Source organism: Paenibacillus sp. sg306046 (assembly GCF_059821225.1).
The window spans coordinates 123,118-148,884 of sequence record NZ_JCAMRT010000002.1 but is presented as its reverse complement, the minus strand read 5'-3'; the positions used below and the strand labels follow the sequence as shown (position 1 = coordinate 148,884).

Annotated in this window: 19 protein-coding genes; 2 read left to right on the top strand and 17 right to left on the bottom strand. The window is 57.2% G+C overall.

Annotated elements, in window-relative coordinates:
- Positions 1-74: 74 nt before the first annotated feature.
- From AC6ROY_RS02645 to AC6ROY_RS02635, 3 genes are all read right to left on the bottom strand, one after another.
- Positions 75-185 (bottom strand): hypothetical protein, encoded by a 111-nt coding sequence (locus AC6ROY_RS02645; RefSeq protein ID WP_500098414.1) that lies wholly within the window; start codon positions 183-185, stop codon positions 75-77.
- Positions 154-348: a hypothetical protein gene (locus tag AC6ROY_RS02640; RefSeq protein WP_500098662.1), complete on the bottom strand. Its 195-nt coding sequence runs from the start codon at positions 346-348 to the stop codon at positions 154-156. The genes AC6ROY_RS02645 and AC6ROY_RS02640 overlap by 32 nt, the downstream gene beginning before the upstream one ends.
- Before the next feature lie 205 nt (positions 349-553).
- Positions 554-1,627, bottom strand: a complete 1,074-nt coding sequence (locus AC6ROY_RS02635; RefSeq protein WP_500098412.1) for a branched-chain amino acid aminotransferase — start codon at positions 1,625-1,627, stop codon at positions 554-556.
- 138 nt (positions 1,628-1,765) lie between these two features.
- On the opposite strand from AC6ROY_RS02635, the gene AC6ROY_RS02630 reads away from it, so the two are divergent.
- Positions 1,766-2,653 carry a LysR substrate-binding domain-containing protein gene (locus tag AC6ROY_RS02630; protein ID WP_500098411.1) on the top strand — a complete coding sequence of 296 codons (888 nt, stop codon included), beginning with the start codon at positions 1,766-1,768 and terminating at the stop codon, positions 2,651-2,653.
- Here AC6ROY_RS02630 and AC6ROY_RS02625 read toward each other — a convergent pair.
- From AC6ROY_RS02625 to AC6ROY_RS02580, 10 genes are all read right to left on the bottom strand, one after another.
- Positions 2,626-3,099 carry a GNAT family N-acetyltransferase gene (locus AC6ROY_RS02625; protein WP_500098410.1) on the bottom strand — a complete coding sequence of 158 codons (474 nt, stop codon included), beginning with the start codon at positions 3,097-3,099 and terminating at the stop codon, positions 2,626-2,628. The two genes, AC6ROY_RS02630 and AC6ROY_RS02625, sit on opposite strands and share 28 nt — an antisense overlap.
- Positions 3,100-3,208: 109 nt before the next feature.
- Positions 3,209-4,426, bottom strand: coding sequence for a Fic family protein (locus AC6ROY_RS02620; protein ID WP_500098408.1), 1,218 nt, complete (start codon positions 4,424-4,426; stop codon positions 3,209-3,211).
- A 787-nt stretch (positions 4,427-5,213) separates the two neighbouring features.
- The gene (locus AC6ROY_RS02615; RefSeq protein WP_500098406.1) at positions 5,214-6,350 is read right to left on the bottom strand and encodes a glycoside hydrolase family 88 protein; all 1,137 of its coding nucleotides are present in this window, start codon (positions 6,348-6,350) and stop codon (positions 5,214-5,216) included.
- A gap of 43 nt (positions 6,351-6,393) precedes the next feature.
- On the bottom strand, positions 6,394-8,271 hold the full coding sequence (locus AC6ROY_RS02610) for a heparinase II/III family protein (RefSeq protein ID WP_500098405.1): 1,878 nt from the start codon (positions 8,269-8,271) through the stop codon (positions 6,394-6,396).
- A 48-nt stretch (positions 8,272-8,319) separates the two neighbouring features.
- Positions 8,320-10,335, bottom strand: a complete 2,016-nt coding sequence (locus AC6ROY_RS02605) for a beta-galactosidase (RefSeq protein ID WP_500098403.1) — start codon at positions 10,333-10,335, stop codon at positions 8,320-8,322.
- 77 nt (positions 10,336-10,412) lie between these two features.
- Complete coding sequence (locus tag AC6ROY_RS02600) at positions 10,413-11,798, bottom strand: ABC transporter substrate-binding protein (RefSeq protein WP_500098402.1); 1,386 nt, start codon at positions 11,796-11,798, stop codon at positions 10,413-10,415.
- A gap of 147 nt (positions 11,799-11,945) precedes the next feature.
- Positions 11,946-13,559: a response regulator transcription factor gene (locus tag AC6ROY_RS02595; protein ID WP_500098401.1), complete on the bottom strand. Its 1,614-nt coding sequence runs from the start codon at positions 13,557-13,559 to the stop codon at positions 11,946-11,948.
- Entirely contained in the window at positions 13,552-15,357 is a 1,806-nt protein-coding gene (locus tag AC6ROY_RS02590) for a cache domain-containing sensor histidine kinase (protein WP_500098399.1), read from the bottom strand. Before AC6ROY_RS02590 ends, AC6ROY_RS02595 begins: the two co-directional genes overlap by 8 nt.
- A gap of 129 nt (positions 15,358-15,486) precedes the next feature.
- Entirely contained in the window at positions 15,487-16,308 is an 822-nt protein-coding gene (locus tag AC6ROY_RS02585; protein WP_500098649.1) for a carbohydrate ABC transporter permease, read from the bottom strand.
- A gap of 33 nt (positions 16,309-16,341) precedes the next feature.
- Positions 16,342-17,244: a carbohydrate ABC transporter permease gene (locus AC6ROY_RS02580; protein ID WP_500098398.1), complete on the bottom strand. Its 903-nt coding sequence runs from the start codon at positions 17,242-17,244 to the stop codon at positions 16,342-16,344.
- Positions 17,245-17,453: 209 nt separating this feature from the next.
- On the opposite strand from AC6ROY_RS02580, the gene AC6ROY_RS02575 reads away from it, so the two are divergent.
- Positions 17,454-19,364: a DUF2264 domain-containing protein gene (locus AC6ROY_RS02575; protein ID WP_500098397.1), complete on the top strand. Its 1,911-nt coding sequence runs from the start codon at positions 17,454-17,456 to the stop codon at positions 19,362-19,364.
- A 236-nt stretch (positions 19,365-19,600) separates the two neighbouring features.
- Here AC6ROY_RS02575 and AC6ROY_RS02570 read toward each other — a convergent pair whose 3' ends face one another.
- From AC6ROY_RS02570 to AC6ROY_RS02555, 4 genes are all read right to left on the bottom strand, one after another.
- Positions 19,601-21,346, bottom strand: a complete 1,746-nt coding sequence (locus AC6ROY_RS02570) for a methyl-accepting chemotaxis protein (protein ID WP_500098396.1) — start codon at positions 21,344-21,346, stop codon at positions 19,601-19,603.
- Positions 21,347-21,663: 317 nt separating this feature from the next.
- Entirely contained in the window at positions 21,664-23,025 is a 1,362-nt protein-coding gene (locus tag AC6ROY_RS02565) for a PDZ domain-containing protein (protein ID WP_500098395.1), read from the bottom strand.
- Positions 23,026-23,575: 550 nt separating this feature from the next.
- The gene (locus tag AC6ROY_RS02560) at positions 23,576-24,595 is read right to left on the bottom strand and encodes a zinc-binding alcohol dehydrogenase family protein (protein WP_500098394.1); all 1,020 of its coding nucleotides are present in this window, start codon (positions 24,593-24,595) and stop codon (positions 23,576-23,578) included.
- 184 nt (positions 24,596-24,779) lie between these two features.
- The gene (locus AC6ROY_RS02555) at positions 24,780-25,730 is read right to left on the bottom strand and encodes an aldo/keto reductase (protein ID WP_500098393.1); all 951 of its coding nucleotides are present in this window, start codon (positions 25,728-25,730) and stop codon (positions 24,780-24,782) included.
- Positions 25,731-25,767: the final 37 nt, after the last annotated feature.

Sequence of the window (25,767 nt, the reverse complement as noted above, 5' to 3'; positions counted from 1 at the left end):
TAAACCGATTCTCCAATGAAGCCAAGCTCAAAAAATAAAATTACATTTAATAGGAACACCTTCACAATAGAGGTTCAATTGCTGGCGCTCCGCGTCTGGTTTCTCCCCGACTGCTTGGCTATCCTCAGCGCCTTGTCGGCGGCCGCCAGCAGCTCATCGGGCCGAATTTCCGGCAACGGCCTCATGGCAGCCACGCCAAGACTGACGGTCAAGTACTGGCCGATAACCGCGGTACTGCTCCAGCGTCAGTTGATCGCTCATCATGGCCTTCGCGTAGCTGTTTTCCTCTAACCGGATATGATCGGGCGTCGTTTCTTCCTTCAGTCTGGTCAAAATGGCAGCGCTCATACCTCCCCCCTGGTAGATGATTGTGCAGCTTAATCAGCGTAACTACTGCTCAGTCTACCAGAGGTTGCCACAGTTGCGCAGCGGAATGTACTCGGATCGGTGAGCTGCTCTCCGAGAGCCAAAAAAGCAACGGAGGAATCTCGCTCTCGCCGTTGCTTTCGTCTTCCCTGACGACGCTAGTCTGGCATTTGCCCGCATACTCCGCCTAGATGCGCACCGTCCAGCCGTATACGTCCCGGATCAGTCCGCGCTGGATGCCCGTCATCGTATCGTACAGCTTCTGCGACAGCTCCCCGACCTGACGGCCGTTGATCGGCACAAGCCGGTCCTTCCAGCGAATGCCGCCGATCGGCGAAACGACAGCCGCCGTCCCCGTGCCAAACGCTTCCTCCAGCGTCCCGGCTTCGGCGGCCTCCAGCACTTCGTCCAGCGAAATGGGACGGGCCGTGCACGGCACATCCCAGTCATCCAGCAGCTCCATCACCGCGCCTCGGGTCACGCCCTCCAGAATAGACCCCGTCAGCGCAGGCGTATAGACGTGTCCGGCGATCCGGAAAAATACGTTCATGCTGCCGACTTCCTCAATATATTTGCGCTCCAGCGCGTCCAGCCACAGCACCTGCGAGCATCCGGCTGCGCGCGCCTCCACTTGCGCTCTCAGTCCGCCGGCATAATTGGCCGCCGTCTTCGCTGATCCTGTACCGCCGCGCACCGCTCTCACGTCCTGCGCTTCCGCCAAAATATCGACCGGCTGGAGCCCTTCCTGGAAATAAGCGCCCACCGGCGACAGCACAATCACGAACAAATAACGCGAGGACGGACGCACGCCAAACGAAGCTTCCGTTGCAATGACGAAGGGGCGGATGTACAGCGAAGTTCCCTCCTGCTGCGGAATCCAGTCCTGATCGACGCGAACGAGCGTCCGCACCGCCTCCAGCAGTTGACCGGGCGCAAGCGCCGGCATGCTCAGTCTCTCCAGCGAACGGTTCAACCGCTCGGCATTGCGCTCCGGCAGAAAAAGCTGCGCCTCGCCGTCGGCTGCCCGGTACGCCTTCATTCCTTCAAATACGGCTTGCCCATAGTGAAATACCATCGACGCCGGGTCAAGCGTCAATGGCGCATAAGGAACGATACGCGGATCATGCCAGCCTTGTCCGTCCGTATAATCCATCAGAAACATATGATCGCTGAAATATTGGCCGAACCCGCGCTGCACATCTGCTAGTGCAGGCCTGGTTTTCGGATTGCCGGTCCGTTCAATTTTTATAGGTTGCTTCATCGTCAGGCTCCACCTTTCATACGGACGTCCGTATGGATTTATTTTTCTACTTTAAGGGATGCCTTTTCATTGATCAATCCGGTATTTTCAATTAAGATCATAGTTACTATCTATGATAACAGGGAAAGGATGATTCCGATGGATCATCGGCTGCTCGAATATTTCCTGGCTGTCTGTCAGGAGCTGCACTTTACGAAAGCGGCGGAACGGCTCGGCATCAGCCAGCCGACGCTTAGCCACCAGATTGCGCTGCTGGAGCAGCGGGTCGGCGCTTCTTTATTTGTCCGTATCGGGAAAAAAGTGTACATGTCGGAAGCCGGGCACATCCTGCGCCGTCATGCGCTGAACGCCTTCCATGAGCTGGAGCAGGCCCAGCTTGCTCTGGACGAGCTGCGAGGACTGAAACGCGGACAGCTGCGGATCGGCTCCTCCGGCAATCATCTGCTGACGTCGGCGCTCATCAGCTTCCATGAGACCTATCCGGGCATCGAGCTGTCGGTCACCGAGCTGGCCACCGAGGAAACCCGGGAAGGCCTGCTCGCCAACCGGCTGGATATCGGCGTCGTGTTTCTTCCCCTCAAGGACGAGCTGCTGGAAAGCGTTCCGTTGTTTCGCGACACGCTGCAGCTCGTCATCTCGTCACGCCACCCTTTATACGGACAAGCTGCGGTGAAGCTGGCGGAGCTGCAGCGCCACCCGGTTGTGCTGCTCCAGCCCAAATTTCTCGTCCGCCAGATGATCGACGCTTACTGCGCGGAAGCAGGCTTCATCCTGCGGCCGCAGGTGGAGGTGTCGACACTGGACTCTCTGCTTGAGCTAGCCCGACGCGGCGTCGGCGGCGCTGTGCTGCCCGCTTCTTATGTAGCGAGTCTGCAAGACGATCAGGTGCGGGCGCTGGCGATTACAGATCCGGTTCCGGGCAAAATCATCGGCGTCGTCTGCCGCAAAGACATCCATCCGGGGCCGTCCGCAGCCGCTTTCATTCAACATCTGGTCGCTCAGTTTGCGGCAAGCCGCTTCTCGTAGCAAAGGCTGGACGGGCAAGCCGCATATTCGCCGAAAGGCGGAATCTCCACATAGCCGTGCTTCTCGTAGAAGCGGACGGCCTCCACCTGCGGCGCACCGGCTTCCAGGCGCAGCACCAGACGATTCTGCTCGCGCGCCTGCCGCTCCAGCCGATGGAGCAGCGCTTCCGCTATGCGGCGTCCGCGGTATTGCGGCCGCACGTAAAATCGCTTGAGCTCGGCGCTCTCCGCATCAAGCGGACGGAGCGCGCCGCAGCCAACCGCTTCATCTGCCATGTATGCGACGAAAAAGCGAATCTCGCGAATCGACGGATCGTCGAAATCAACAACGAAAATTTCCTCAGGAGGATAAATCCCCTGCAAGTACGTATCCAACTCGGCAATCAGCGCCCTCAGCTCCGGCGTATCCGCCGTGACGCTTCGAATTTCCAGCGTTTTTGTCTTCATAGGATCGTCTCCTCAAGAGTCGCAGTCAGACAGCGGTGTAAAGGGAGCTTGCCTTCACACGCTTGTCCATGAAGCCGCGACGAATTTGTATGATGTCGTTTCATAGAGCCTAAGCTTCGAAATACTTTTGCTTGATGTAAAAATACGCAGGCCGCTCACCCTGTACCTCAATCAATGACAGAGCGGAAAGTTCTTTCAGGAGCTTTCGTGTTGTAGCTTCAGATTTTTCAAGAACTTTTGCCAGTTCTTTAACAGTCAGACCGGTTGCTGAATCAAAAAAATGATTTTGAGCTAATACAAACATGATGTTTCTATAGTCATCCTCTTTCAATGAACAATCACTTTTTATTTTTTCGTGCGCCATGGCCAGCAGTTGGCTTTTTTCCTTTAATTCTGCTGCCATTTGCTTTAGCGCGCCTACAATAATCTCCAAAAACATTTCTATAAAACAGTTCATTTCCCCCCTGCTCTTTATACTGTTTGTATGTTCAAAAATTTCCAAATATTTGTTTTTATATTTATTACAACCTCTGGATAGAGAAAGTGTTGAGATATTGCCCAATACTTTTGATAGGTACATACTACTAATAAACCTGGAGGTTCTGCCATTACCATCATAAAACGGATGTATATATCCGAAGTAATAGTGACCAACAGCAACCTTAATAATCATAGGTAGATGATCATTGCCATTCATGAATTTTAATAATTGTGTCATGGAGGATATTATTTCTGTTTCGGGTGTAACTCCTTGATGAACAACTTTGCCTGACCCTGACTTTTTTAAGATATAAGTGATTTCTTTTCTAAAAATTTCACCGTCAGGCAACTCTTCTTGTTCAATCTCCCCATTCGTTATATCATTATAAATGTTTCTGATATCTTCAGGCTGCACAGGAAGCCCGATGTCATTTCTAATCATTTTCATGTATAACTTAATCATGCTTTCAAATCTTCTCTTCTTTTTTCTGTCTAATCTCACTTCTTTTGCACTTTTAGAAATTTCCTCTCTAGTGCTTCTAATTCCCTCCAAATCGTTGGTATTAAAAAGTTCTTCAACCATACATTCGTGTATGAATTGGTTTTGGGCAATTTGGGGTAGAGCACTAAATGTCTGTTGAAGGCTTTGAGAGATACAGCTTATATCATTGATCATGTTCAGCATTTCGTTTGTTGGGACAAAGTATAGCTCATATGGATGGGATTGATTCATTGGCTTTATGTTCAAGCCCAGGTGTTGAGTGGAATCAAAAGAGAATCTTTGTTTATAAATGTTATCGAAGTCACTAGCATTCATTTCGTAGAAAATTTTATAGATATATCTCATAATTAACACCTCAAAATGTCATTATTCTTATATTTTTGCACATAACACTCGGGGCGTCTACAGCAATGTGCTAAAAAACGTTATATCCGTTCATTCGATTCCTAGCAATTATCTGAGATGACCTTGATGCTTGCGCCACAGCTACATCTCCCGTTTCCATTCTTCTTTATCTTGACCTGTTGGCCGCAAGATGGACAGGTTACGTACATGGTAACACCTCCAGATGGGTTTGTTATTAGTGTAGTCACCCAAGCCGATCAACAATCCACATTTCATAAATTTTACAACCACCCCCTTGCCGCAGATCAGCTTTCCTAGAAAGTATTGGTACATTTCTGTGGGAATTAACCAGGAACCACCCGAAGACAACCTGACGGACGAGAAGATTGGAATTGACGTTGGCATTAAGGAATTGGCAGTATTGTCTAATGGAGATCTAGATCCAAATTAGCGTAACCGCACAGACAAGCAAACGCTAAGATGTAGGAGTCGTTGCATCCGAATTGACGCCTGCGGAGTGTTAGATCAAATGCAAGTAGCTTCGGCAAAAGCAGACACGACGAAGCAGGAAGCAAACAACAGATTCGGAGAATTTTACGATCTTTTGGCAACGGCTGGATGGCGTGGATTTGGTATGGGACGTACACTGGCTCCCTATGCCCACGGAGAAGCTATCGCTTACTGATTTAACCTAAAAAAGGCGCGGCCCTTGTGCTTGTACACAGGGTCCGCGCCTTTTTTGCTTTTCAGCTGATCCGCTAAACCGCATTAATCGCCGCTCGTCAGCCTACCAGAACAGCTCGCCCTGCTCCAGCAGCAGCGTCAATCCCTCGGCGAAGTAATAGTCGCCATAAATCAGCGGCACGTCGATATTTTTCCCTTCCGGGAAGTGGCTTGTGCCATGCAGGACCAGCCCTTCCTCCCGCTCATTATCCCATGCGCCGTAATTGGTGTATAGCGAGTGAAGAATCCGCTCGCCCGCCTGGCGGTATAACGCCGACTCCGGGCCGCTGACCTGGCGGGACAGCAGCAGCAGGCCGCAAGCGGCGCAAGCGCCGGCCGATGAATCGCGGTAAGCCGTCACGCCGTCCGGCAGACGGAAGTCCCAGTGCGGGACGTAATCGTCCGGCAAATTCGCCATGAAAAAATGCGCCGCGCGCTTGGCCGCGTCCAAATAACGGCCATCGCCGGTGTGATGGTAGCTGAGGCTCATGCCGTAGATCGCCCAAGCCGTGCCGCGCGACCAGGCCGATGCCGGGGCGTAGCCTTGGCCGCCCTCCACACGCAGCTGCTCGCCCGTCGCCGGATCAAACACGACAATATGGTTAACCGAGCCGTCCGGGCGGATAAAATGCTCCAGCACTGTATCGGCGTGACGAAGCGCGATATGCTTGTAGCGGGGGTCGCCCGATTCGCGGGACGCCCAGTGCAGCAGCGGCAGGTTCATCATGCAGTCGATGATGGCCCAGCCTGCATTTTCCTCGCCCTCGCGCCACGGGTTCCAGGCACGGATGTAATTGCCCTGCACATTAAAGCGCGCAGCGAGCAGGTTCGCGGCGAGCAAGCCCCGACGCTTCGAATCTGCGGCAGTGTCCGGACCAAGCAGCTTGTAGCGGGCAATGCTTGTTAAGGTCCACATGAAGCCGATGTCGTGATCCAGCTTGTAATAATCGGCCACGACCTGATCAAGCTGGCGCTCGCACGATTCGGCCAGCTCACGCAGCGCCTCATCCTTGGAGCTGCGGTACGCAAGCCACAATAACCCCGGCCAGAAGCCGGCCGTCCACCAATAGGCAGGCTCCAGCTTGTATTCCCCGTCTACGCTCGCATGGGGAAAGCGATCCCCTATTCGCTTGCTTGTTCTCGTCACCTTGCGTACGGTTTGGTCCCAGGCCTCCTGGGCCCAGCCTGCTTGCAGCGTCATAGTCAGCACTCCTCTACCTCTCGATTTAGTTGTTCCGTCTCCCTTAGCCGATCTCTGGAAAGCTGAACCGCAGCCTGACCGTCTCCGTCAGCTCCGGCTGCTTCACCTTGAGCTTCAGCGCGTAACAAGCTGCCTTGCGGCCGAAATGATCGACATGCTCCAGCTCATCCGTCTCCCAGTCCAGCCGGCTTTCGTCAAATTGCAGCTCCAGCAGCGCCCCTCCCTCGCCGATCCGTATCCGGCCGGGACCGGCAACCACTGGCCGAACCCAGCTCATCAAGCGTTCGGTCACTGCGGCCGGTCGGCCCGTGAACACAAAGCTGTCCGTCAGCTCCAGCACCGGCTGCTCCGTCTTCGTCCAGACGAACCGCCGCTCCAGACGCTTTAATTCGTCGCAAGCATACGCTCCCGACAATTCGATGGCGAACCTATCCTGCTCAGCCGTGGACAACTGCTCCACCAGTTCGGCCCGCGCGGCTGCCCCTGCCTGCTGATGCTCTCCGCCTACAACGGGTACGGAGTGACCCTGCGAGCCCGTGCACAGGATGCGATACCGTTCCGGTCCGAAATACGCCCGCGTATACTGCCCGCTGCCCAGGTCAGTCAGCAGCACAGTGCCGTTCACGCCCAGCATGAATTGGCCGAGATCATTGTGGTTATGCGGCTCGTCATTATGTCCGCCCTTGGCGGCAAACACGTAGCGGCCGCCCTTCGTATGATGACGGGACAGCAGCCATTGCGCATCCGGCAAATAGGTGCTGCCAGCCGTCCACGCTGCGCCGAGCCTGTCCTCGCGGTACCAGAGCAGATTGCGAACCGCCGGCGCCCAGCGGCCGCAATGATCCTCCTTGAACGGCGCCCGCAGCTCAGCCGCCGGTGCGTCCATATCCGGGTACAAGCCTTGCAGGTAATGGCTCAGCCCCATGAAGACGCCAACCTCCCGCGTCGAATCCGAGAAGTTGAGCAGCTTGCGGCCGTCCAGAAAGCACTGCTGCTGGAACAAAGCGATTCGGTGAACGTGTTCCGATGCTAGCAGGTCGAGCTGTCCGCCGGTACGCACCTTGAGCAAATCAGCGAAGTAGACGTAAAACCCGAAGCCGTACTGCCAGTACAAATAACCTTCCGTGCACGCCCCGTCCGCCTGAAAGCCGAGCAAATAGTAGTCGATGGCCCGCAGGCAGCGCTCCAGCACGGCCGCCAGCTCCGTCTCGTCGATCAGCGCATAAATCGCCGCCGCGCCGATCGAGCCCGCGCACACCGCCGACCAGTTATGCGTCTCCGTCTCCCACTTGTACGGCGCGCCGGTCAGAAAAGGCGCCAGCACGCGGCGGCGCACCTCCTCCTGCACGCGGCGGCGCAGCAGCGGAGGCAGCCGGTCGCCCGCCAGCGACAGCAGCTCGCACAGAGCAAACGCAGTTTCTGCCGCAAACAGGTCCACCGTCAGCTGCTCGTCCTGCCCCCACTCACCCACGCCGGTCCCGTACGTCGTCCTCAGCTCAGGCTGACCGGCAATATGTGCGCTCAGGCACCATGTATATTCATTGCAAATCGACCAGACGATGTCCGTCAGCGCGGCGGCATAACCCGGATGCTCCGGCTCCAGCCAGCTGATCAGACCGAAGGTCGTCAGCCTGTGCCTGCGGTTGAAATAAGCGGCATCGTATTCGCTGCGCTGTCCCGCCTCCTCGAACTGCCGGAACAGGCTGTAGCTCAGCTCCGGCGCGGGCTGGCCGAGCAGCTCATCCGCCGCTGCGCGAATTTCTGCGATCAGCGGCTGGTGAGCCGCCGATCCGAGCAGCCGGCTGCGTCCCTCCTCAATCGGCTCACTAGGGAACAGCAGCGCCGAAGCCGCCGGTTTTCCCGTCTCCAGCATATGGCGCAGCTGCTGGGCGCTGATGTTCTGTAGCTGCCTTCTCTCCATCCCCTGACTCCTTCTCCGGTACATGAATCAGCCCGGTTTTCTGCATGTCTAGCCTTCCAAAATCAGCACGCCGTGCCCGTCGAGCTGGACCCGCTCGCCGTCCGAGAAGCTGCGCCCCGTCAGCAAGTCCCGGTACGAGCCGTTCATCCGCACACCGGCCGGACGCGGCTGGTGGTTCAACGCAAACGTATACCGCTTGCCGTCCTTATGCCGCCGGGTAAGCTCGATGCCCGCTTCCGCCTCCAGCGGCGCTTCCAGTCCGCTGCGCTCGCACAAGGTGCGGACGAAATCAGCGAGAAACCGGTCCTCGCCGTCGGTCGCCACATAATAAGCGCGGCCTGCTCCATACGTATTCTCCGTCAACGCGGGCATCCCGGCGTAAAAATCGTCCCCGTATACGGCCAGCGGCTTTGCTCCCTCCAGATGGAGCAGGTCGCACAACATACCGCAGCGGTAATCGCCGCTGACATGGCCGAACGCCTCGTCAGCCACGATCCGATTGCCCAAGTCCGGCGGCAGGCTGTCGATTTCCTCGACCCAGACGCCGAGCAGCTTGCGCAGCTCACCCGGATAACCGCCGAGGGTGACAAGATCATTTTCATTGACGATGCCGCTGAAAAAGGTTGTAACAAACACGCCGCCGGCCTGCACAAACGCTTCGATCCGTTCCGCTACGCCCGGCTTGAGCATATACAGCACCGGCGCAACGATCAGCTTGTAGCCCGAGAAGTCGGCCAGCGGACTGATCACATCAAGACCGACGTTCAGGTCGTAAAACGCCTTGTAAACTTTCTGCGCCTGCTTGGCGTAATCCAGATCGACATTCGGTCCGCTTGTCAGCTCGATGGCATTCCAGGTATCAATGTCAAACAGCAGCGCCGCCTCCGGCTGCAGCCGGGAGTCGACCAGCGTATCGCCGAGCGCCTGCAGCTCCGCGCCGAGCTGGGCGCATTCACGGAACACGCGCGTATTCTCGTGACCGACATGCTCGATCACCGCGCCGTGATACTTCTCGCAAGCGCCGACCGACCGGCGCAGCTGGAAAAACATGACCGTGTCCGCGCCGCGCGCGACGGCCTGATAGCTCCAGAGCCGCATCACGCCCGGACGCTTGAGGCTGTTGTACGGCTGCCAGTTTTGCTGGCTTGGCGTCTGCTCCATCAGCATAAACGGCTTGCCCTGCTTGAGCCCGCGCATGTAATCGTGACGCAGCGCCACCTGGCTCATCGGCTCGTTCATCTGCGGGTAGCTGTCCCAGGACACAACATCCATCCGGTCCGCCCATTTTTGCAAATCAAGACCGTTAAATAATCCCCAAATATTCGTGGTAACCGACAGCTCCGGCGTAATCTGCTTGACAGCGTCATATTCCGCCTCATAGCAGCCGAGAATCGAGTCGGACATAAACCGTTTGTAATCCAGCATCATGCCCTGGAAGCAGCGGTTGTCCCCGTTCAAATTGGACGGCGGCACCACTTCCTCCCATTCGTACACCGTATGGCCCCAGAAGCTCATGTTCCAGCGCCGGTTCAGTTCATCTAGGGTCCCGTAGCGCTGCTGCAGCCAGACGCGGAATTCGGCGGCGCACTGCTCGCAATAGCAATGCGTCCCGTATTCATTGCCGATATGCCAGATCAGCAGCGAGGGATGCTGCCCGTAGTGCTCCGCCAGCTTCTCTGCGAGCCGGACGGCATATTTGCGGTAGGTCGGCGAATTCGGGCAAAAATTCACGCGCGATCCGTGCGTCCGCTTGCGGCCGTCGATATCGACCGGCAGCACATCCGGGTAGCTGCGCGACATCCAGGCCGGCTGTGCCGCCGTTGACGTTGCGAGACAAACAAAAATCCCGTTGTCCGCAACCAGCTTGAAAATCCGGTCGAGCCAGTCAAAGCTGTACGTATCCTCAGACGGCTGCAGCTTCGCCCAGCTGAACACCGGCAAGGTCACCACATTGATGCCCGCCTTGCGGAACAGCCGCATATCCTCTTCCCATACGTCCTCCGGCCATTGGTCCGGATTATAGTCGCCGCCATACCAGATGGCCGGCAATTTCGGATGAATCATCGTCGTCACATCTCTTTCCAGCCGTACAAATAGAGAGAACCTCGTTCGGGCTCCCTCTGTTTGTCGAGCTTTGCAGTTTATTTTTTACCGGAATCAATCAGCTTCTGGGCGCGCTCTTGCGTGTTTTTAATCATCGCATCCAGGTTTTGCTTGTCAAGAATCAGCTTCTCGTATTCCTCGTTGATTACCTTGTACACATCAGCCTGATACGAGGTTGGAGGCACGAGCTTGGAAGCACGCGCATTTTGCAGCACAGTCAGCAGCGATTGCTTGTCAACCTTATCCGGGGTTTTGGTACCGGCCAAAATCGTGTCTACGATTTTCGTCAAGTCCTCGTTTTTCACCTTCGTCCACGATGGCACGTATTTGCCTTGAGCGATCGTGCCGTCCGTTGTGAAGTAACGGATGAATTTATAAGCGGCTTCTTTGTTTTTCGAGCTGTTTGCAACTGCCATGAAGTCCGTCGTGACCATCGAGTAGCCAGCCGGATCAGACGCTGCGTTTCTCGGGAACGGCGCAACTGCGACATTGAAGTTCAGCGGGAATTGCTCCGTACCGCCCAGCTCCGAGTTCATCCAGCTGCCGATGACGACCATGCTGGCGGATTGGTTGAAAAATTGCGGACGATAGTGCAGCTTCTGCGAAATCATATCCGAGTAAGGCGTGGACGATTTGTCTACCTTCTCCATCTGGTAACGCAGCTCGATCGACTTGCGGAACAACGGGTTGTCGAGGTTCGACGTGCCGTCCGTTTTCAGATAGTCCGAGTTATCCGGCTGATTCGCCAGCGCCAGACGTGTGAACTCCAGCCAGCCGCCGCCTTGCGGTCCATGGAAATAAGTGCCGTAGCGCTTCGTCGGTCCGTCGCCCTTCGTCAGCTTCTTCGCGTATTCGGCGAATTGATCCCAAGTCCAGTCTTTCGGAACCTCAAGACCGGCTTCCTTCAGATGATCCTTGTTCAGGATGACGTACCAAGGGTTAAACTTGCCCGGCAGCGCATAGTACTTGCCGTTCAGCTGCGTGTCGACCTTGTATTCGTCGGTAACCTTGAAGCCTTCCTTCGTAATAAACTCATCCAGCGGCGCAACCATGCCTAGCGATACACGCTGCGCGTACATACCGGCTTCGCTGAACATCATGACGTCCATCGCTTCGCCGGACGCCGCTGCGAGGTCAAGCTTCTTCGCATATTCCTGCGTGTCGCCTTTTTCGCTCAGGTTGATCAGCTCGACCTTGATATCCGGGTATTTCGCTTCAAACGATGAAATCACCTTGCTCCAGTTTTGCTGCGCTTCGCTGCCGAAGGCGTGGAACTTCAATGTAACCGGACCTGTGCTTTTACCGCCTGCGGAATCGCCCGCCGCGCCGCCTGTCGTACCGCCTGTGCTGCCGCCGCTGCAGCCTGCTACAAGGCTAACTGCCGCGAGACCGATAATAACCTGACTCCATCTTTTTTTGTTCATGATGACCCTCCATCATTTCTGGTTTCATGGATGCTTGCTTTGCTTATGCTCATTATAGCAACACGCCCTTGCGCGGGCATGACGCGATATTGACCACTCTCGACGTTATTTTTACCTCTCCCGCTACCCGTATGCGGCGAAATTTCGTCACGTGCGGGAAGCTCCCCGGTATTCCTGCGGCGTCAGCCCGGAGACCGACTTGAACAGCTTGATAAAGTAGCTGTGATTGTCGTAGCCAAGCGCCTCGCCGATTTTGGCCACGGACAGATTCGTCTGATCCAGCAGTTCCTTGGCCCGACCCACCTTCATCCGGTTCACGTATTCGATAAAGGTTTCGCCGGTTTCCTTCTTGAACAGACGGCTGAAATAGCTCGGATTCAGGAACAAGCCTTCCGCCACCTCATCCAGCCCGATTTTGCGGTGCAGATGCAGCGATACGTAATGGCACGCATCCAGCACCTCGGGCCGCTTGCTGAGCACCTTGGCTTCCTCTACGACCACAAGCGACGATTCAAAAAACTGAATGAGCCACTGCTCAATTTCGGCCAAGGTATCGGTCTCCAAAATTTCGCGGTGCAAAATATCGACGGAAACGGGGCTTCGGAACATTTGCATCGACTGCAGCTTGAGCTTGAGGTCCAGCACCAGCTTGAGCATCCAATCCTTCACGGCTTCCGGGCGGAATTGCCGCTCCCGCAGTATCCCAATCCAACGCCCGACAACCGGCCGCACGTTGGCCGCATTGCCCCCGATCATCATCTCGCGCAGGCTGTTCAGCGCCTCATCATATAGCCCGAACAAGTCAGAAGCGGAAAATTCGAGCGGCGCCCGCTTCCCGATCGTACGCGGCAGCATATAGAAGCGTTGTCCTCCCGCTCCAAGCAGCTCGGCCAGCTCCTGGCGCAGCGCAGCAGGGCTCACGCTGCCGAAACCGATCAGGAAGGACAGCTGAAGCTTGAGTGTCCGTTCGGCGGCCATCTGCAGCTTGCCGAGCATCGCCGACGCCCGGTCATACGGATTCGTTTTGATCCCTCCATGATACGGCAGCAGGATGAATGACCGCAGCGCATCATAGGTGAAGTGAACCGCCTCCGGCTCTTCCTCGCGCAATATTTCTTCGAAAATGTTATGAATGGCAAACCGCAGCACATCATCGGACACAAACCGCTGCCTGGCCGCCCGCTGCCCGTCTATAAACACCGCAATCGGCAGGCAGGTACGTCCCGCGACCTGCAGTCCGAGCGTCTCCGCCTCCAGCCGCCACGTCTCCTCGCTAAGCATCGGATCATGGATCGTGCTGCGGATAAACGCTTCCTTATGCCGTTCGCGGTTGCGGTCCACCATATGGCGCAGCTGCTTCTGACGCTCGGACTGGCCTGCTTCCTCATCCAGGCTCAGCTTGAACTGCTCCAGCAGCTTGCGCACGTCAGCCGGATCAAGCGTATCCTTGAGCAAGTAATCCTGAATATTCAGCTTCATCGCCTGCTGCGCATATTGAAACTCGCTATGGCACGATAAAATCGCCACCCGGATATTCGGCTGCTCCGCCTTCAGCAGACGCACCAGCTCCAAGCCGTCCATCCGGGGCATCCCGATATCGGTTACGACCATATCCGGCATGTCCAGCCGGGCGGCATCGAGCGCAAGCGCCCCGTTTTCATAAGCCCCGATCAGCTCAAGTCCAAGCTCTGTCCACGGAATCGTGCCCGCCAGCAGCTCCAGCACCGGGTAGTCATCATCGACGAGCATCACTTTATACATGGTCGCCCTCCTTCTGCTGCGGAATATATAAAATAATTGTCGTCCCCGCTCCAGACTCGCTGCTCAGCTCCATCCGGAACGACTGGCCGAAGGTCATGCTCAGCCGCTCATAAACGTTCGCCAGTCCGATGCCGGAGAAGCCGCGCCCTTGCTCCGGTCCTGACCCGGACGCAGGCATCGCCGAATGGCGGGCCAGCTTCTCCCGCAGCCGGGTCAGCTCCGCTTCGCTCATGCCTTGGCCGTTATCCTGCACATGAATGCGGATTTCGCCGCCCTCGGCGAAGGCAGCCAGCCGGATCGTCCCGGCCTGCTGGCTCAGCCCGTGAATCAGCGCATTTTCAATAATCGGCTGCAGGAAAAACCGCGGCACACGCTCCAGAAACACCTCGGCGTCGATCTCAAGCTGCAGCTCGACCTTTTCCTTCTGCCGCATATTCATCAGCTTTACGTAGTCGGCCACGATCTCCACTTCCTCATGCAGGGAAATTGTGCCATTGTCCTGAATCGTCATCCGCAGCAGCTTGGACAGCGAGCTGATCATGTCAGCGCTCTCCCGATCACCGCGTCCGAGCACCTTCATGCGGATCGAGTTCAGCACGTTAAACAGGAAATGCGGATTGATCTGCGCCTGCAGCATATTCAGCTCCGCCTTGCGCTTCCGCGCCTGCGTCTCCGTCACCTCAACGATCATATCGCTGACCCGGTCCAGCATCTGGTCGAACGACTTGCCCAGACGGCCGATCTCATCCTGGCCGCGGATCAGGGACCGCACCTGCAGGTCGCCCTTCTGCACCGCAACGGCCACTTTGCCCAGACGGACGAGCGGACCGGTAAACGCCCGCAGCGCCACAAGCAGCAAAGCAAAAAATACGGCAAACGAAATGAGCTGAAAGGTAAACACATTTTGAAAAATCGCATTAATTTTCGCAATGGCCGACTTGTAAGGGGTCAGCGACACCAGCTTCCAGCCGTTGATCGGAATGACCGAGGTCGAGATGAGATAGTCCACTCCGTCCATCGTGACGATATCCGAACGCTTCTCCTGCGCCTGCCGGAGCAGCGGAAACGGCTGCCCGATCCGCTCCGGGTTCACGTGAGACAATATCCGGTCCTCGCTATCCACCAGCATCATCTCATGGCCGTCCGGCACATCCTGAAAATATTTGCTCAGGTCCCGCTCCAAAATCGACACGACGACATACCCGTCGATCCCCTCCGGCAGCTTGCGGCCGACCGTCAGCTGGTAGGGGCTTACTTTTTTAAACGGTTCATTTGTCGTCGGCTCCGTGCCAACCCAATACGATTGAAAGCCGGATAACGTCTTGACCTTGTCCGTCCACGATTCCTTGAGCAGATTGCGCGGATCGTAATCGGCCGTTTGATAATTCATCATAAATAAAGCGTCATGTAACACGATCGTATAAAAGCTCCGGTCGCCTGCATAAGTCAGGCTGTCGATCGTATTGGTCACCTGCTTGCGCGCCTCGTATTCCTCATACAGCACATTGTCGGTCGTATAGCGGCCTGTGCTGATCTGCTTGAGCGCCATCAGCATCGACTGATCCACCTGAATATAGTTGCACAGGTACATCATATGATTCAGCGCATTGATGACGTGGCCGTTCACAAGCTGCAGCGTCTGATGCGCATTGGACACCGCCTGCTCCTTGACCGCATCCCGCGTCAAGTAGTTGTACACCACCATTGTGACAAGCGCCGGCAGTAAAATACACATGACCGAAACGACCATCAGCTTCATCCGAAACGATTTGGACCATAAAGACCGGAGCAAACGCATACGCCTGCAGCCACCTTCCTGATTGCGTGGGCTTATATAGAACGAAAAAGAGGAAGAACGCAACTCTTCCCCTTCTTCATTATATAGGATCGCCGGCCTCCACAGGAAGCCGTCCCAGCGGGTCTCTGCTTAGCCCTTCACGCCGCCGAGCGCAATGCCCTCGATGACGCTTTTTTGGCCGATGATAAACATGATCAGCAGCGGCAAAATGGCGGACACGGCGCAAGCCATAATAAGCGAGTAAAACTCTCCGTTAATTGAAGCAAACTTCTGAATCGCCAACGGAATCGTATACAGATGGTCAGTCCGCAGGAAAATCAGCGGGTTCTGGTAGTCGTTCCATGTCCAGATAAAGCGCAAAATCGCATAGGTCGCAACAGCCGGACGAACAAGCGGCAGCGCGATTTGCCAGAAAATACGTCCGTGACCCGCACCGTCGATTTTGGCCGATTCGATGTACTCATTATGAACGCCCATGAAAAACTGGCGCAGCATAAACGTGCCGAGAACGCTGAAGCAGCCGAGGAGAATAAGTCCTACATGGCTGTCGAACAAGCCGATGTTGCGGTACAAAATGAACTGCGGCACAAGCATCGCCTGGCTTGGCACCATGTACGTGGCAAGCACGATCAGGAACAGCCATTTACCGGCCGGAAAGTCAATCTTGGAGAAGCCGTACGCAGCCAGCGCCGACACAACGCAGGACACAAAGGTCGTAATGACCGACACCTTGATCGAGTTCCAGTAATACAAATAGAACGGATTTTTGCCGAGCCAGATTTCCTGGTAGTTTTCAATCGCATGCCAGCGCGTCGGAATCCATTCAATCGGATATTTGAATACGTCGGTTTCCAGCTTGAAGGAGGTCGACAGCATCCAGACAAACGGCAGCAAAAACATGAGGCTGATGATAAACAAGATGACCGTGGCAATCACTTTGGACGCACGAATCGGTTCTTTAACAGTTTGCACGGCGCACTCCTCCTAGTAGTTAACCCATTTCTTCTGACCGATCCACTGCAGCAGTGTAATGACCAGGACACAACCAAACAATACGACCGCCATCGAGGACGCATAGCCGATCCGCAGATTGACAAACGCCGTTTCATACAAATACCAGACGAGCATGCTTGTCGATTGAATCGGTCCGCCTGCGGTCAATACAGCAATCAGGTCAAATACTTTAAACGAAGCGATAATGCCTGTAATCAAAAGGAAGAAGGTCGTGGACGAAAGCATCGGCAGCGTAATGCTGCGGAACTGCACCCAGGAATTGGCGCCGTCAATATCGGCAGCTTCGTACAGATCCTTGGGAATCGACTGCAAGCCTGCCAAATAGATGATCATGTTATAGCCAATGCTGATCCACACGGAAATCATCATGACCGACATCAGCGCGTAGGACGGGTCGGCAATCCACTTCGGCGGGTTCTCTATGCCAATGGACATCAAAAACTGGTTGACCGGACCGGAGGACGGGTGGAACAGCACCTGCCAGACGATCGCCACCGCGACCACGTTGGAGATGTACGGCATGAAATACGCAACCTTGAAAAAGCCTTTCATATACACATGCTTGTTGATCAAAATCGCCAGCACCATCGAAATCGCCAAGTAAATCGGCACCGTCAGCAAGAAGATGAAGTTATTGCGCATCGAAATTTTAAAGCTGTCATCCGCAAACAGCTTGGTGAAGTTGTCGAAGCCAACCCACTTGAGGCCCTGGATTCCGGCTACAAAGTTCCAATCTGCGAAGCTGAGCACGAAGGTCGCCAAAATCGGCAGCAGTGTCAGCACCGTCACGCCAAGCAGCATCGGGCTGACAAACAGAAATCCGGCCAGGCTTTCCTGTCTGCGCAGCGCGCTTGTTTTGGTTTTGACTTTCACAGTAGTTCCCCACTTTCAGGTTAAAGTTTCAGCAGTGTCGAATTGTTATGGGCTTATTATAAAAAATCCGCGGATCGTCGCGATGACGTTATTTTGATTTTTTCAAAGTCTATTTTGACCATTTGCCTTGCAGATGATTTAACCTCGAACGAAATGAAGTATAATCGGAACCATCAAAGAACCCTTACTGACAGGAGGCTGTTCACCTTATGAACAGATGGCAAAATCCGATCCACGATAACCCGCTGCGCTCGCGCGATGACGTGCGCGCGGCTTTTCAGCAGCTGAGCGAGCCGCTTCAGCCTTACTACAGCGAAGGCGGCGCCCTGCTCAGGCTCGGCTTCACCGGAACAAGCTATAACCGCGATGTCGCAGGTCTGGAAGGCTTCTCGCGCGTGCTGTGGGGGCTGGTGCCGCTGCTGGCGGGCGGCGAGGACAGCGCGCTGTGGGAAACGGTCGTCCGGGGACTGGTCAACGGGACCGACCCGGAACATCCCGAATATTGGGGAGCAGCAGGCGATTATGACCAGCGGCTGGTTGAGATGGCGGCCTTCGGCTTCATGCTTGCGCTTGTTCCGGGCAAGGTCAAGGCCGCCTTATCCGAAGCGGAGCTGGAGCGGCTCGCCGCCTGGCTCGACCGGATCAGCACCCGCAAGGTATGGGATTGCAACTGGTGGTTTTTCCGGGTGCTGGTCCAGCTTGGCTTCCGCCGCGCCGGGCTGCCGTTCGACCGCGAGCTGACGGACCGCACGCTGGATGAAGTAGACCGTTTCTATCTCGGCGACGGCTGGTACGCCGATGGCATCGGCGGCCATAGCGACTACTATGTGCCGTTTGCCATTCAATTTTACGGCTTGCTGTACGCCGCGCTGATGGGCGATGAGGACCCCGAGCGCGCCGAGCGCTACCGGACTCGCGGAAGGCTGTTCGCCGGCTCCTTTGTCCACTGGTTCGACGACGAAGGCGCAGCGCTTCCTTACGGGCGCAGCATGGCGTACCGCTTCTCGCAATCCGCCTTCTGGAGCGCGCTAGCGTACGCCGAGGTCGACGGTCTTCCGCTTGGCGTAGTCAAAGGCATTATCCTGCGTAATTTGCGATGGTGGTTCCAGCAGCCGATCTTCCACTCGGACGGCACCTTGTCGATTGGTTATGCGTACCCGAATCTGGTGATGGGCGAAAACTATAACTCGCCTGGCTCGCCGTACTGGGCGCTCAAGACGTTTCTGATTTTGGCGCTGCCGGAGCAGCATCCGTTCTGGACAGCGGAGGAACTGCCCTTGTCTGCGCTGGAGCTGGCGCAAACGTCCGTCCAGCAGGCGCCGCATCTACTGCTGTGCCGCGAGCCGGGCGACGAGGCGCAAGGAACGGCGGCCCACGTCGTTGCCTTTAACACGGGGCATCCGTCCACGAACGAGCATACGCATACGTCGGCCAAATATGAAAAGTTCGCTTACTCTACCGCCTTCGGCTTCAGTGTTCCCCGCGCAGAGTGGGGCTTGGCGCAGGGCGCATTCGATTCCATGCTGGCGTTGGCTGAAGGCGATAATCAATACCGGGTCAAGCGGACAAGCGTCGAGTCGTCCATCACGGAGCAAGCTGTCTATACGAAGTGGCGGCCATGGGCCAATGTAGAGGTGCAAACCTGGCTGCTGCCTGGCTTGCCGTGGCATATCCGGGTGCATCGCGTAAGCTCCGAACGCGCCCTAGACGCGGCGGATGGCGGCTTCGCGCTGGGGCTGGAGCCGCTCGCATCGCCTGCCGGATTCACGCTGTCCGTCCAGCAGGAAGCGGATGCGTGGGCAGGCGGCGATTGGGGAATCAGCGGCGTGCGCTGCCTGTACGGCGGCGGACAAGCCGAGCTGATTGCGCCGCAGGCCAATACGAATCTGCTGAAAGCCCGTACGGTAATCCCAACCGTACGCGCCCGCTTCGGGCCAGGCGTCGGCTGGCTCGTAACCGCCGTCTACGGCGAGCCGCTGAACGGCGCGGCGCGCAGCCGGTCTGAGCTGGAACGCCGCACGCAGGCGCAAGCGCCTTATGCGCTCGTCCGGGACGGCGAGCTGCTGGTGTACCGCAGCCGCGAGGAACACGCGCCTGCTTTGCGGCTGCCGCTGGCGTAGACGGAGCAGCTACCGCTGACGTAGACAGAACGGCAAGCATTTCCCGGCTGTCGCTGGCGTTGACAGGATGGCACTCTCTTTCGGTCTGCCGCCAAGCAGACCAGGTGCGGTACTCCTCGAAGTGTTTACACGCAGCTAAAAATACCCCCGACCTCCACGGTGAAGTGAAGGTCGGGGGTATTTATTTGAACATCCATGCAGAGCAGCCCGTTTGTGGTGCCGACGGCACTGTCAGCTTATACTTTGAACGTCCCCGCCGTTTCTTCCAGCTGCAGCGCAACCCGGCTCAGCGATCCGGCGGAAGCGGCTACGCCGCCGATCGCCTCCCGCTGCTCGGCGCTGGAGACCGAGACACGCTTGGCGCGGAGCGAAGCGCTCTCGGCGATACTTTTCATCGTCGCGACCGACGCGACAACCTGCTGGGAGCTGGCCGCCATCTGCTCCGAAGCGGCGGCGACCTCCTGAATTTTACCCGCCACCTCCTCGGAGCGGCTGATGATGCTCTGGAACGCCTCGCCTGCGCTGCGGACCGAGCTCATGCCCTCCTCGGCCTCCTGCACACCGGCCTGCATCAGCTTCACGGATGCGGCCGTGTCGGTTTGCACCAGCGTGACCAGCTCCGCAATCGACTTCGCCGAATCCGTCGAGCGTTCGGCCAGCTTGCGCACTTCTGCCGCCACGACGGCGAAGCCTTGGCCGTGCTCGCCTGCTCGGGCCGCCTCAATCGCGGCATTCAGCGCCAGCAAATTTGTCTGCTCGGAAATTTCCCGGATGAGCACAACCATCTGTGCAATGCCTTGAGAACGAGTTTCAAGCTGCCGTATTTGCTGCTCAGCCTGCAGTGTCGTTTGGCTCATCGCCGACACCTTGCCCATCGCCAGCTGCAGCGACTGCCCGCCTTCATAAGCTTCAGCGACGGATTGGTTGGAATATTCCGCCATATCCGACGACGTCTCCGCCATCCGCTGCACGCCGCTGGCCATTTCCTCCATCGCCCGCTCCGTCTCCTCTAGACTGATCAGCTGCGTTTGCGAGCCCTCGGCAACCGTTTGAATGTTCCGGTCAACCTCTCTGGCCGCCTCGGATACAAGCTCGGACCCGGCCAGCATTTGCTGGGAAGCGGCCGCCACTGACGATGAGGACTGCTGAATCTGTTCGATCATGCCGCGCATCTGCCCGGTCATCTGGTTATAATCACGCACCAGCTGCCCGATCTCGTCCCGGTTCCGCACCTGGATCGGCTCCATGCTCAAATCGCCTGCCGCCGCGCGCTTCAGCGCGCCGGAGACAGCCGCAACCGGCCGTGAAATCATACGCACAATGACATAAGCGGACACTAGCCCGATCAGTACTGCAATGCCGCCCAGCCATATAAAATCGTTGCGCGCCCGCGCCGCGAGACTCGTCGCCTCGCTGGTTTTCGCCAGCGCTCCCTCAACGCCCAGCATCAGCAGCTTGTCCATGATCGTTTTAATTTGACCGGATACGTTGTCCACATCGTTCATCAGCGCGATAACTTCCGCCGACTTCGCGCCTGCTCCCTGGGCGATGTTGACGTCGCGCGCCAACATCGTCAGCTTCGTGTGCAGCGCCTTATATTCGTTCCACTTGCTCTTGAGCGATTGCACCTCTGTCAGCGCCGCATCGCCAGCGACGAATGTAGACTCATACATCGTCAGCTCGTTTTCAACCTCAGCCAGCGCCTCCGTAGTTTCCTGCTCCAGACTTGCCATTTTCGCGGCATCCGTCGCGGCCAGCTGCTTCATGCCCAGTACAAACACATGCTCCATCCGATAGCTGATTTGCGAGGAGACCACGCTCCGCTTCATATGCGTTTCCGTTATTTCGGTCGTCACATCGCTTAAATGCTTGACTTCATACAGCCCGATGCCGACCATGCCTCCGATCAGCAGCAGCATCAGCGTGAATGCGGCGTACAATTTTTTCCCGACTGTCCAGTTGAATCTGTATGTAGCTTTCATACGTCCACGCCTTTCCCTTACCTGATTTTAGGTATAATATACCACAAAAAACTTAAACCAGGCTTAATCTAGTCTGAAAATACGCTGAATGCAGTGCTTTCGATTCAGCTTACCGGCCCCTATCCAGCCCGGGCCCCCCCTCCTATTGACCTGCAAGGATGATTCTCGTCAGGCAGGCCATCCGGCAGAGCCTTCGTTCCTGCAGCTTTGGGCCTTCTGATCGCGCGGGCATCCTTTCCCGCATCCTTTTCACACAAAAAAAGCTCCACAAGCCGCCGCTAACACGGACATGAAGCTTTTCCTTGGCTAAGCCTTGACTAATGGGCCGGATGCTCCTTCAGCCAGCGCAGCATGTCGTCCAAGGTGCGGACCGGCACGATCCGTAAGGCAGGCGCCCCCTGCCGGGCCTCCTGCTCCTGCTCCGCCGGGACAAAAAACACATCCGCGCCAGCCTGGGCCACCGCATATGCCTTTTGGCGGATACCGCCGATTTTACCGACGTTTCCGTCCGCACTGATCGTGCCGGTGCCTGCTACCCGGTTGCCATAGGTAACGCCGCCGGGCGTAAGCTGATCCAGCAGCGTCAAGGCAAGCACCGCGCCATGCGACGGACCGCCTTGGTAGACGAGATAGCTGCGGTAAGCGACCTGCTTGGGCAGATCGGCCTCGATCAGCTCCGATACCTGAATCCCCAGCACCGTCCGCTTGGGCGTGTCGTCGCTCGCCTTGGTTGGAACTGCCGTCTCCACCGCAGCGCCCTGACGCAGCAATTGGACTGCCGCCTCCGCTCCCGGCGCAACCGTCCGCAGCACCGCAGCCAGCGTTGCCGAGGAAACAACCGGCTGCCCCTGCACAGCCGTCAGCCGATCACCCGGCTGCAGCTTTCCGGCGGCCGGGCTGCCGGATGGAACAGCGGCGACCTGGACTCCTGTCGGGATGACGCCGCGCCCGATGCCGAGTTTCTGGAATGCAACCGCGCTGCCGAGCTTATTTGCATCCGTCCGCTGCAGTTGGGCCGCATGCTGGGTGTCGCCGATGGAAATCCGGGTATCCCGCGGTTCGATCCGGATGGATGGCAGCAGCGCCGCATACAGCCAGTCCACCGGAAACGCCGGGCGCTCGATAACCAGCACGCCTTCGATGGAGCCTTTCGGCTCACCGCCTTCCACCGTCGCATAACGATTCATGTTTAAAGTAAACCCGGGCGACACGACCTGATACGCCGTCGGCCAAAACAATACGGCTGCGCCCGCCAGCAGCAAGCCAAGCAGCCCCAGGCCGCGCCGCGGCCAGCCGAGCCGGGCTCGCCGCTCAGCCAGCAGCAGCTGCGCAAGCGCCAGCAGCCCGCAGCAGGCTGCCGCCAGCGCGGCGGCCAGCAGACGGCCTCCGCTGCCTCCAAGCACCCCAAGCAGCAGCAGCGGCGCCGTCGCCAGCGCGCTGCACACCAGAAGCAGCGGCGCCAGCCTGCCGCCGTCAGGCTGGCGCAGGGCGGCCCAGCCGCCTGCCCCCCACAACAGCGGCACGGCCGCCGCTGCGCAAGCCAGCACCTGCACCAGGTCGATCCAATACAGCTCGCCCCAGCGGAGCGGATCGCCGAGCCAGATCAGCTCGCCTCCAACCGCCAAAACCGCCATAAGCATATAGCCGCTGATGATCCATTTGCTTGCTGTGTCCTTCAAGCGCCTACCGCCTTTCCGCCAGTCCACCGACCGTTTTCTACTCTCCATTGTAAAACTGGCGGAGCAGCCGGAGCAAGTCGGACGCGGTGACCGGGACAGCGTGAGCCGCGTCTCACGGTCCGCTCGCCGAAAAATAACGAAAGGCCTGCTTTCTTACATCCGGTTCAGCAGCTCAACCTATCTCATCGCCGACCGGCTTGGGTTTGAACAGCCCTCCAGCTTCACCAAGTGTATAAAAGCAAATAGGCGTGAGGCCTGCTGATTATAGAAAGCAGAACGTTGAATAAGGCTTTCAACTCTATCAGGTCTAAGCCTATGTAAACGCCCCTTTGCAGCGAAAAAAAGACGCGACTGGAAAGCCGAGGCCGGACTCGCGCTTGCAGCGACCAAGGCTTCCCAGTACACGTCTATTTATGGCTTACTACAACATGCTGCCTGCGGATGGCGCTACAATCAGCATGTCCCGAACAGGGTCATCGGGTTGGACAACGCCGCAATGCCGCAATCGCAATGGAGAATAGAGCAGCTTATACACTGCGGCAGCCTCCGCCTACAGCTCGACAACCGCCTTGATCACCTTCGACTCAGGATTAAGCCAATCCTCAAAACGCTCGATCATCCCGTCAAACGGCGCGCGATGCGTAATAAACGCCGAGGCGTCCACACAGCCTTCCCGGAACGCCGCAATCACCTGCTCGAAGTCCGCGCGAGTCGCATTGCGGCTGCCGAGCAAGGTCAGCTCCCGCTTGTGAAAGTCGGGATCGGAGAACGTAATGTCGGCCTTCACCAGTCCGACATAGACAAGCTTGCCGCCATGAGCGGCAAACGAGAAGGCAGACGTCATCGACCGCGCGTTGCCTGTCGCGTCAAACACAACCGTCGGCAGCTCGCCGTCCGTCAGCCCTTCCAGCTGCTCCAGCGGCGACTGCAGCCCGTTGACCGTGTGGTCCACCTTGGCCCAACGGCTGCAGAAGGCGAGGCGCTCATCGTTGATATCCATCGCGATGACACGGGCGCCCGCGCGCTTTGCCAGCATCATGACGCCTAAACCGATCGGTCCCGCTCCGATGACAAGCACCGTTTCCCCTGCGCGCAGCTCCGCCCGGCGAACGGCATGCGCACCGATGCTAAGCGGCTCCAGCAGCGCTGCTTCGTCCAGCGTCAGCCCGTCCGTCACCAGCAGATGATCCGCCGGCACGGCGATGCGCTCCCGCATGCCGCCGTCCGTATGAACGCCCAACACCCGCATTTGGGTGCAGCAGTTCGTTTTGCCGCTGCGGCAGGCGATGCAGGTCCCGCATTCCAGATAAGGAATAACCGCCACCTGGTCGCCTGGCCGCACCCCCTGCGCCTGCTCGCTGACCTGCTCGACGATGCCGGACAGCTCATGCCCCAGCACGCGCGGATACGTGAAAAATGGCTGGTTGCCGCGATAAGCATGCAAGTCAGTCCCGCAAATGCCGATCCGGCGGATGCTGATAACCGCCTCGGCCGAGCCGGGCGGCAGCGTCGGCTCCGCCAGCTCTACAGCCTGCAGTTGATTAATTTCCTGGCACACAATCGCTTTCACTCGAATCGCTCCTTTAGCATTCGCAATGGGTGCGGGGGCGCTTCTCAGGCGACAGCCCGATGCCATTGCCCTCTGCCTGCACTCCATTTGTGATGTACTTGCCTTACTTGCTCTTCTTGCTCTTCTTGCTCTTCTTGCTCTTCTTGCTCTTCTTGCTCTTCTTGCTCTTCTTGCTCTTCTTGCCCTACTTGCCCTGCACGCGGCTTGCGTATTCCGGCAATCCGCTCGGCCAGGTCATATTATGAATCGGCTTCAAAATTTCCAGCACCTCATCCAGCAGCTGCTGATCAAGCGACTCCTCGATCCAGGCGATATTGCGCTCCATATTGGCCGGATTGGCCGAGCTGATCAGCGTCGTCGGAATCCGCTCATCGGCGGTTGCATATTGAACAGCCAGCTTCGCTATGTCTGTTCCCCGATTCGCGCAGTGCAGCGCAGCCTTGCGGCACAGCTCGCGCACCTCGGCAGGCGCCGGATGCCAGTCTGCCGGCGGGCGCGTGCTGAGCAGCCCCATGGACAGCGGAGACGCGTTGATCAGCCCGATCTGCTTCTCTTCAAGCAGCGGCAGCAGCTCCAGCAGCGCCGTATCGTTCAACGAATAGTGGCAATAGGACAAAATAACGTCCAGCTCCCGCTGCGCGGCTGCTTTCGTAAACACGCCAAGCGGCAAACCAGATACGCCCGTAAACCGTACCTTGCCGGCACGCCTCAGCTTGTCCAGCGCGGCAAACGCCCCCTGCTCAACGATCTCGTCAAACGCAACAAATTCAATATCATGCAGCAGTAAAATATCGAGATAATCCGTCTGCAAGCGCTGCAAGCTTTCTTCCACGCTGCGAATAATCCGCGCCTCGGAGAAATCAAATTCGTCTCCTCCGTAACGCCCCGCCTTCGTCGACAGCAGAAACGAATCGCGCGGCAGCTGCGAGATCGCTTTGCCAAGCACGGTCTCAGCCTTGGTCAAGCCGTAATAAGGCGATACGTCGATCAAATTAATGCCTTGCTCCACAACGGCATGCACCGTGCGGATACCGTCCTCCTCGCGAATATCGCGAAATACGGAGCCAAGCGAGGAAGCGCCAAAGCTTAATGCGGATACGTCAACACCAGTCCGGCCCAATTTGCGGTATTTCATAGCAGGTTTCTCCTTTCTGCGGCCCGCCGTTCAGGCA

Excerpts from the sequence above, each read along its gene's own strand:
- AC6ROY_RS02645 (WP_500098414.1), bottom strand. The coding sequence starts at position 185 with ATGAGGCCGTTGCCGGAAATTCGGCCCGATGAGCTGCTGGCGGCCGCC.
- AC6ROY_RS02640 (WP_500098662.1), bottom strand. The coding sequence starts at position 348 with ATGAGCGCTGCCATTTTGACCAGACTGAAGGAAGAAACGACGCCCGAT.
- AC6ROY_RS02635 (WP_500098412.1), bottom strand. The coding sequence starts at position 1,627 with ATGAAGCAACCTATAAAAATTGAACGGACCGGCAATCCGAAAACCAGG.
- AC6ROY_RS02630 (WP_500098411.1), top strand. The coding sequence starts at position 1,766 with ATGGATCATCGGCTGCTCGAATATTTCCTGGCTGTCTGTCAGGAGCTG.
- AC6ROY_RS02625 (WP_500098410.1), bottom strand. The coding sequence starts at position 3,099 with ATGAAGACAAAAACGCTGGAAATTCGAAGCGTCACGGCGGATACGCCG.
- AC6ROY_RS02620 (WP_500098408.1), bottom strand. The coding sequence starts at position 4,426 with ATGAGATATATCTATAAAATTTTCTACGAAATGAATGCTAGTGACTTC.
- AC6ROY_RS02615 (WP_500098406.1), bottom strand. The coding sequence starts at position 6,350 with ATGACGCTGCAAGCAGGCTGGGCCCAGGAGGCCTGGGACCAAACCGTA.
- AC6ROY_RS02610 (WP_500098405.1), bottom strand. The coding sequence starts at position 8,271 with ATGGAGAGAAGGCAGCTACAGAACATCAGCGCCCAGCAGCTGCGCCAT.
- AC6ROY_RS02605 (WP_500098403.1), bottom strand. The coding sequence starts at position 10,335 with ATGATTCATCCGAAATTGCCGGCCATCTGGTATGGCGGCGACTATAAT.
- AC6ROY_RS02600 (WP_500098402.1), bottom strand. The coding sequence starts at position 11,798 with ATGAACAAAAAAAGATGGAGTCAGGTTATTATCGGTCTCGCGGCAGTT.
- AC6ROY_RS02595 (WP_500098401.1), bottom strand. The coding sequence starts at position 13,559 with ATGTATAAAGTGATGCTCGTCGATGATGACTACCCGGTGCTGGAGCTG.
- AC6ROY_RS02590 (WP_500098399.1), bottom strand. The coding sequence starts at position 15,357 with ATGCGTTTGCTCCGGTCTTTATGGTCCAAATCGTTTCGGATGAAGCTG.
- AC6ROY_RS02575 (WP_500098397.1), top strand. The coding sequence starts at position 17,454 with ATGAACAGATGGCAAAATCCGATCCACGATAACCCGCTGCGCTCGCGC.
- AC6ROY_RS02570 (WP_500098396.1), bottom strand. The coding sequence starts at position 21,346 with ATGAAAGCTACATACAGATTCAACTGGACAGTCGGGAAAAAATTGTAC.
- AC6ROY_RS02555 (WP_500098393.1), bottom strand. The coding sequence starts at position 25,730 with ATGAAATACCGCAAATTGGGCCGGACTGGTGTTGACGTATCCGCATTA.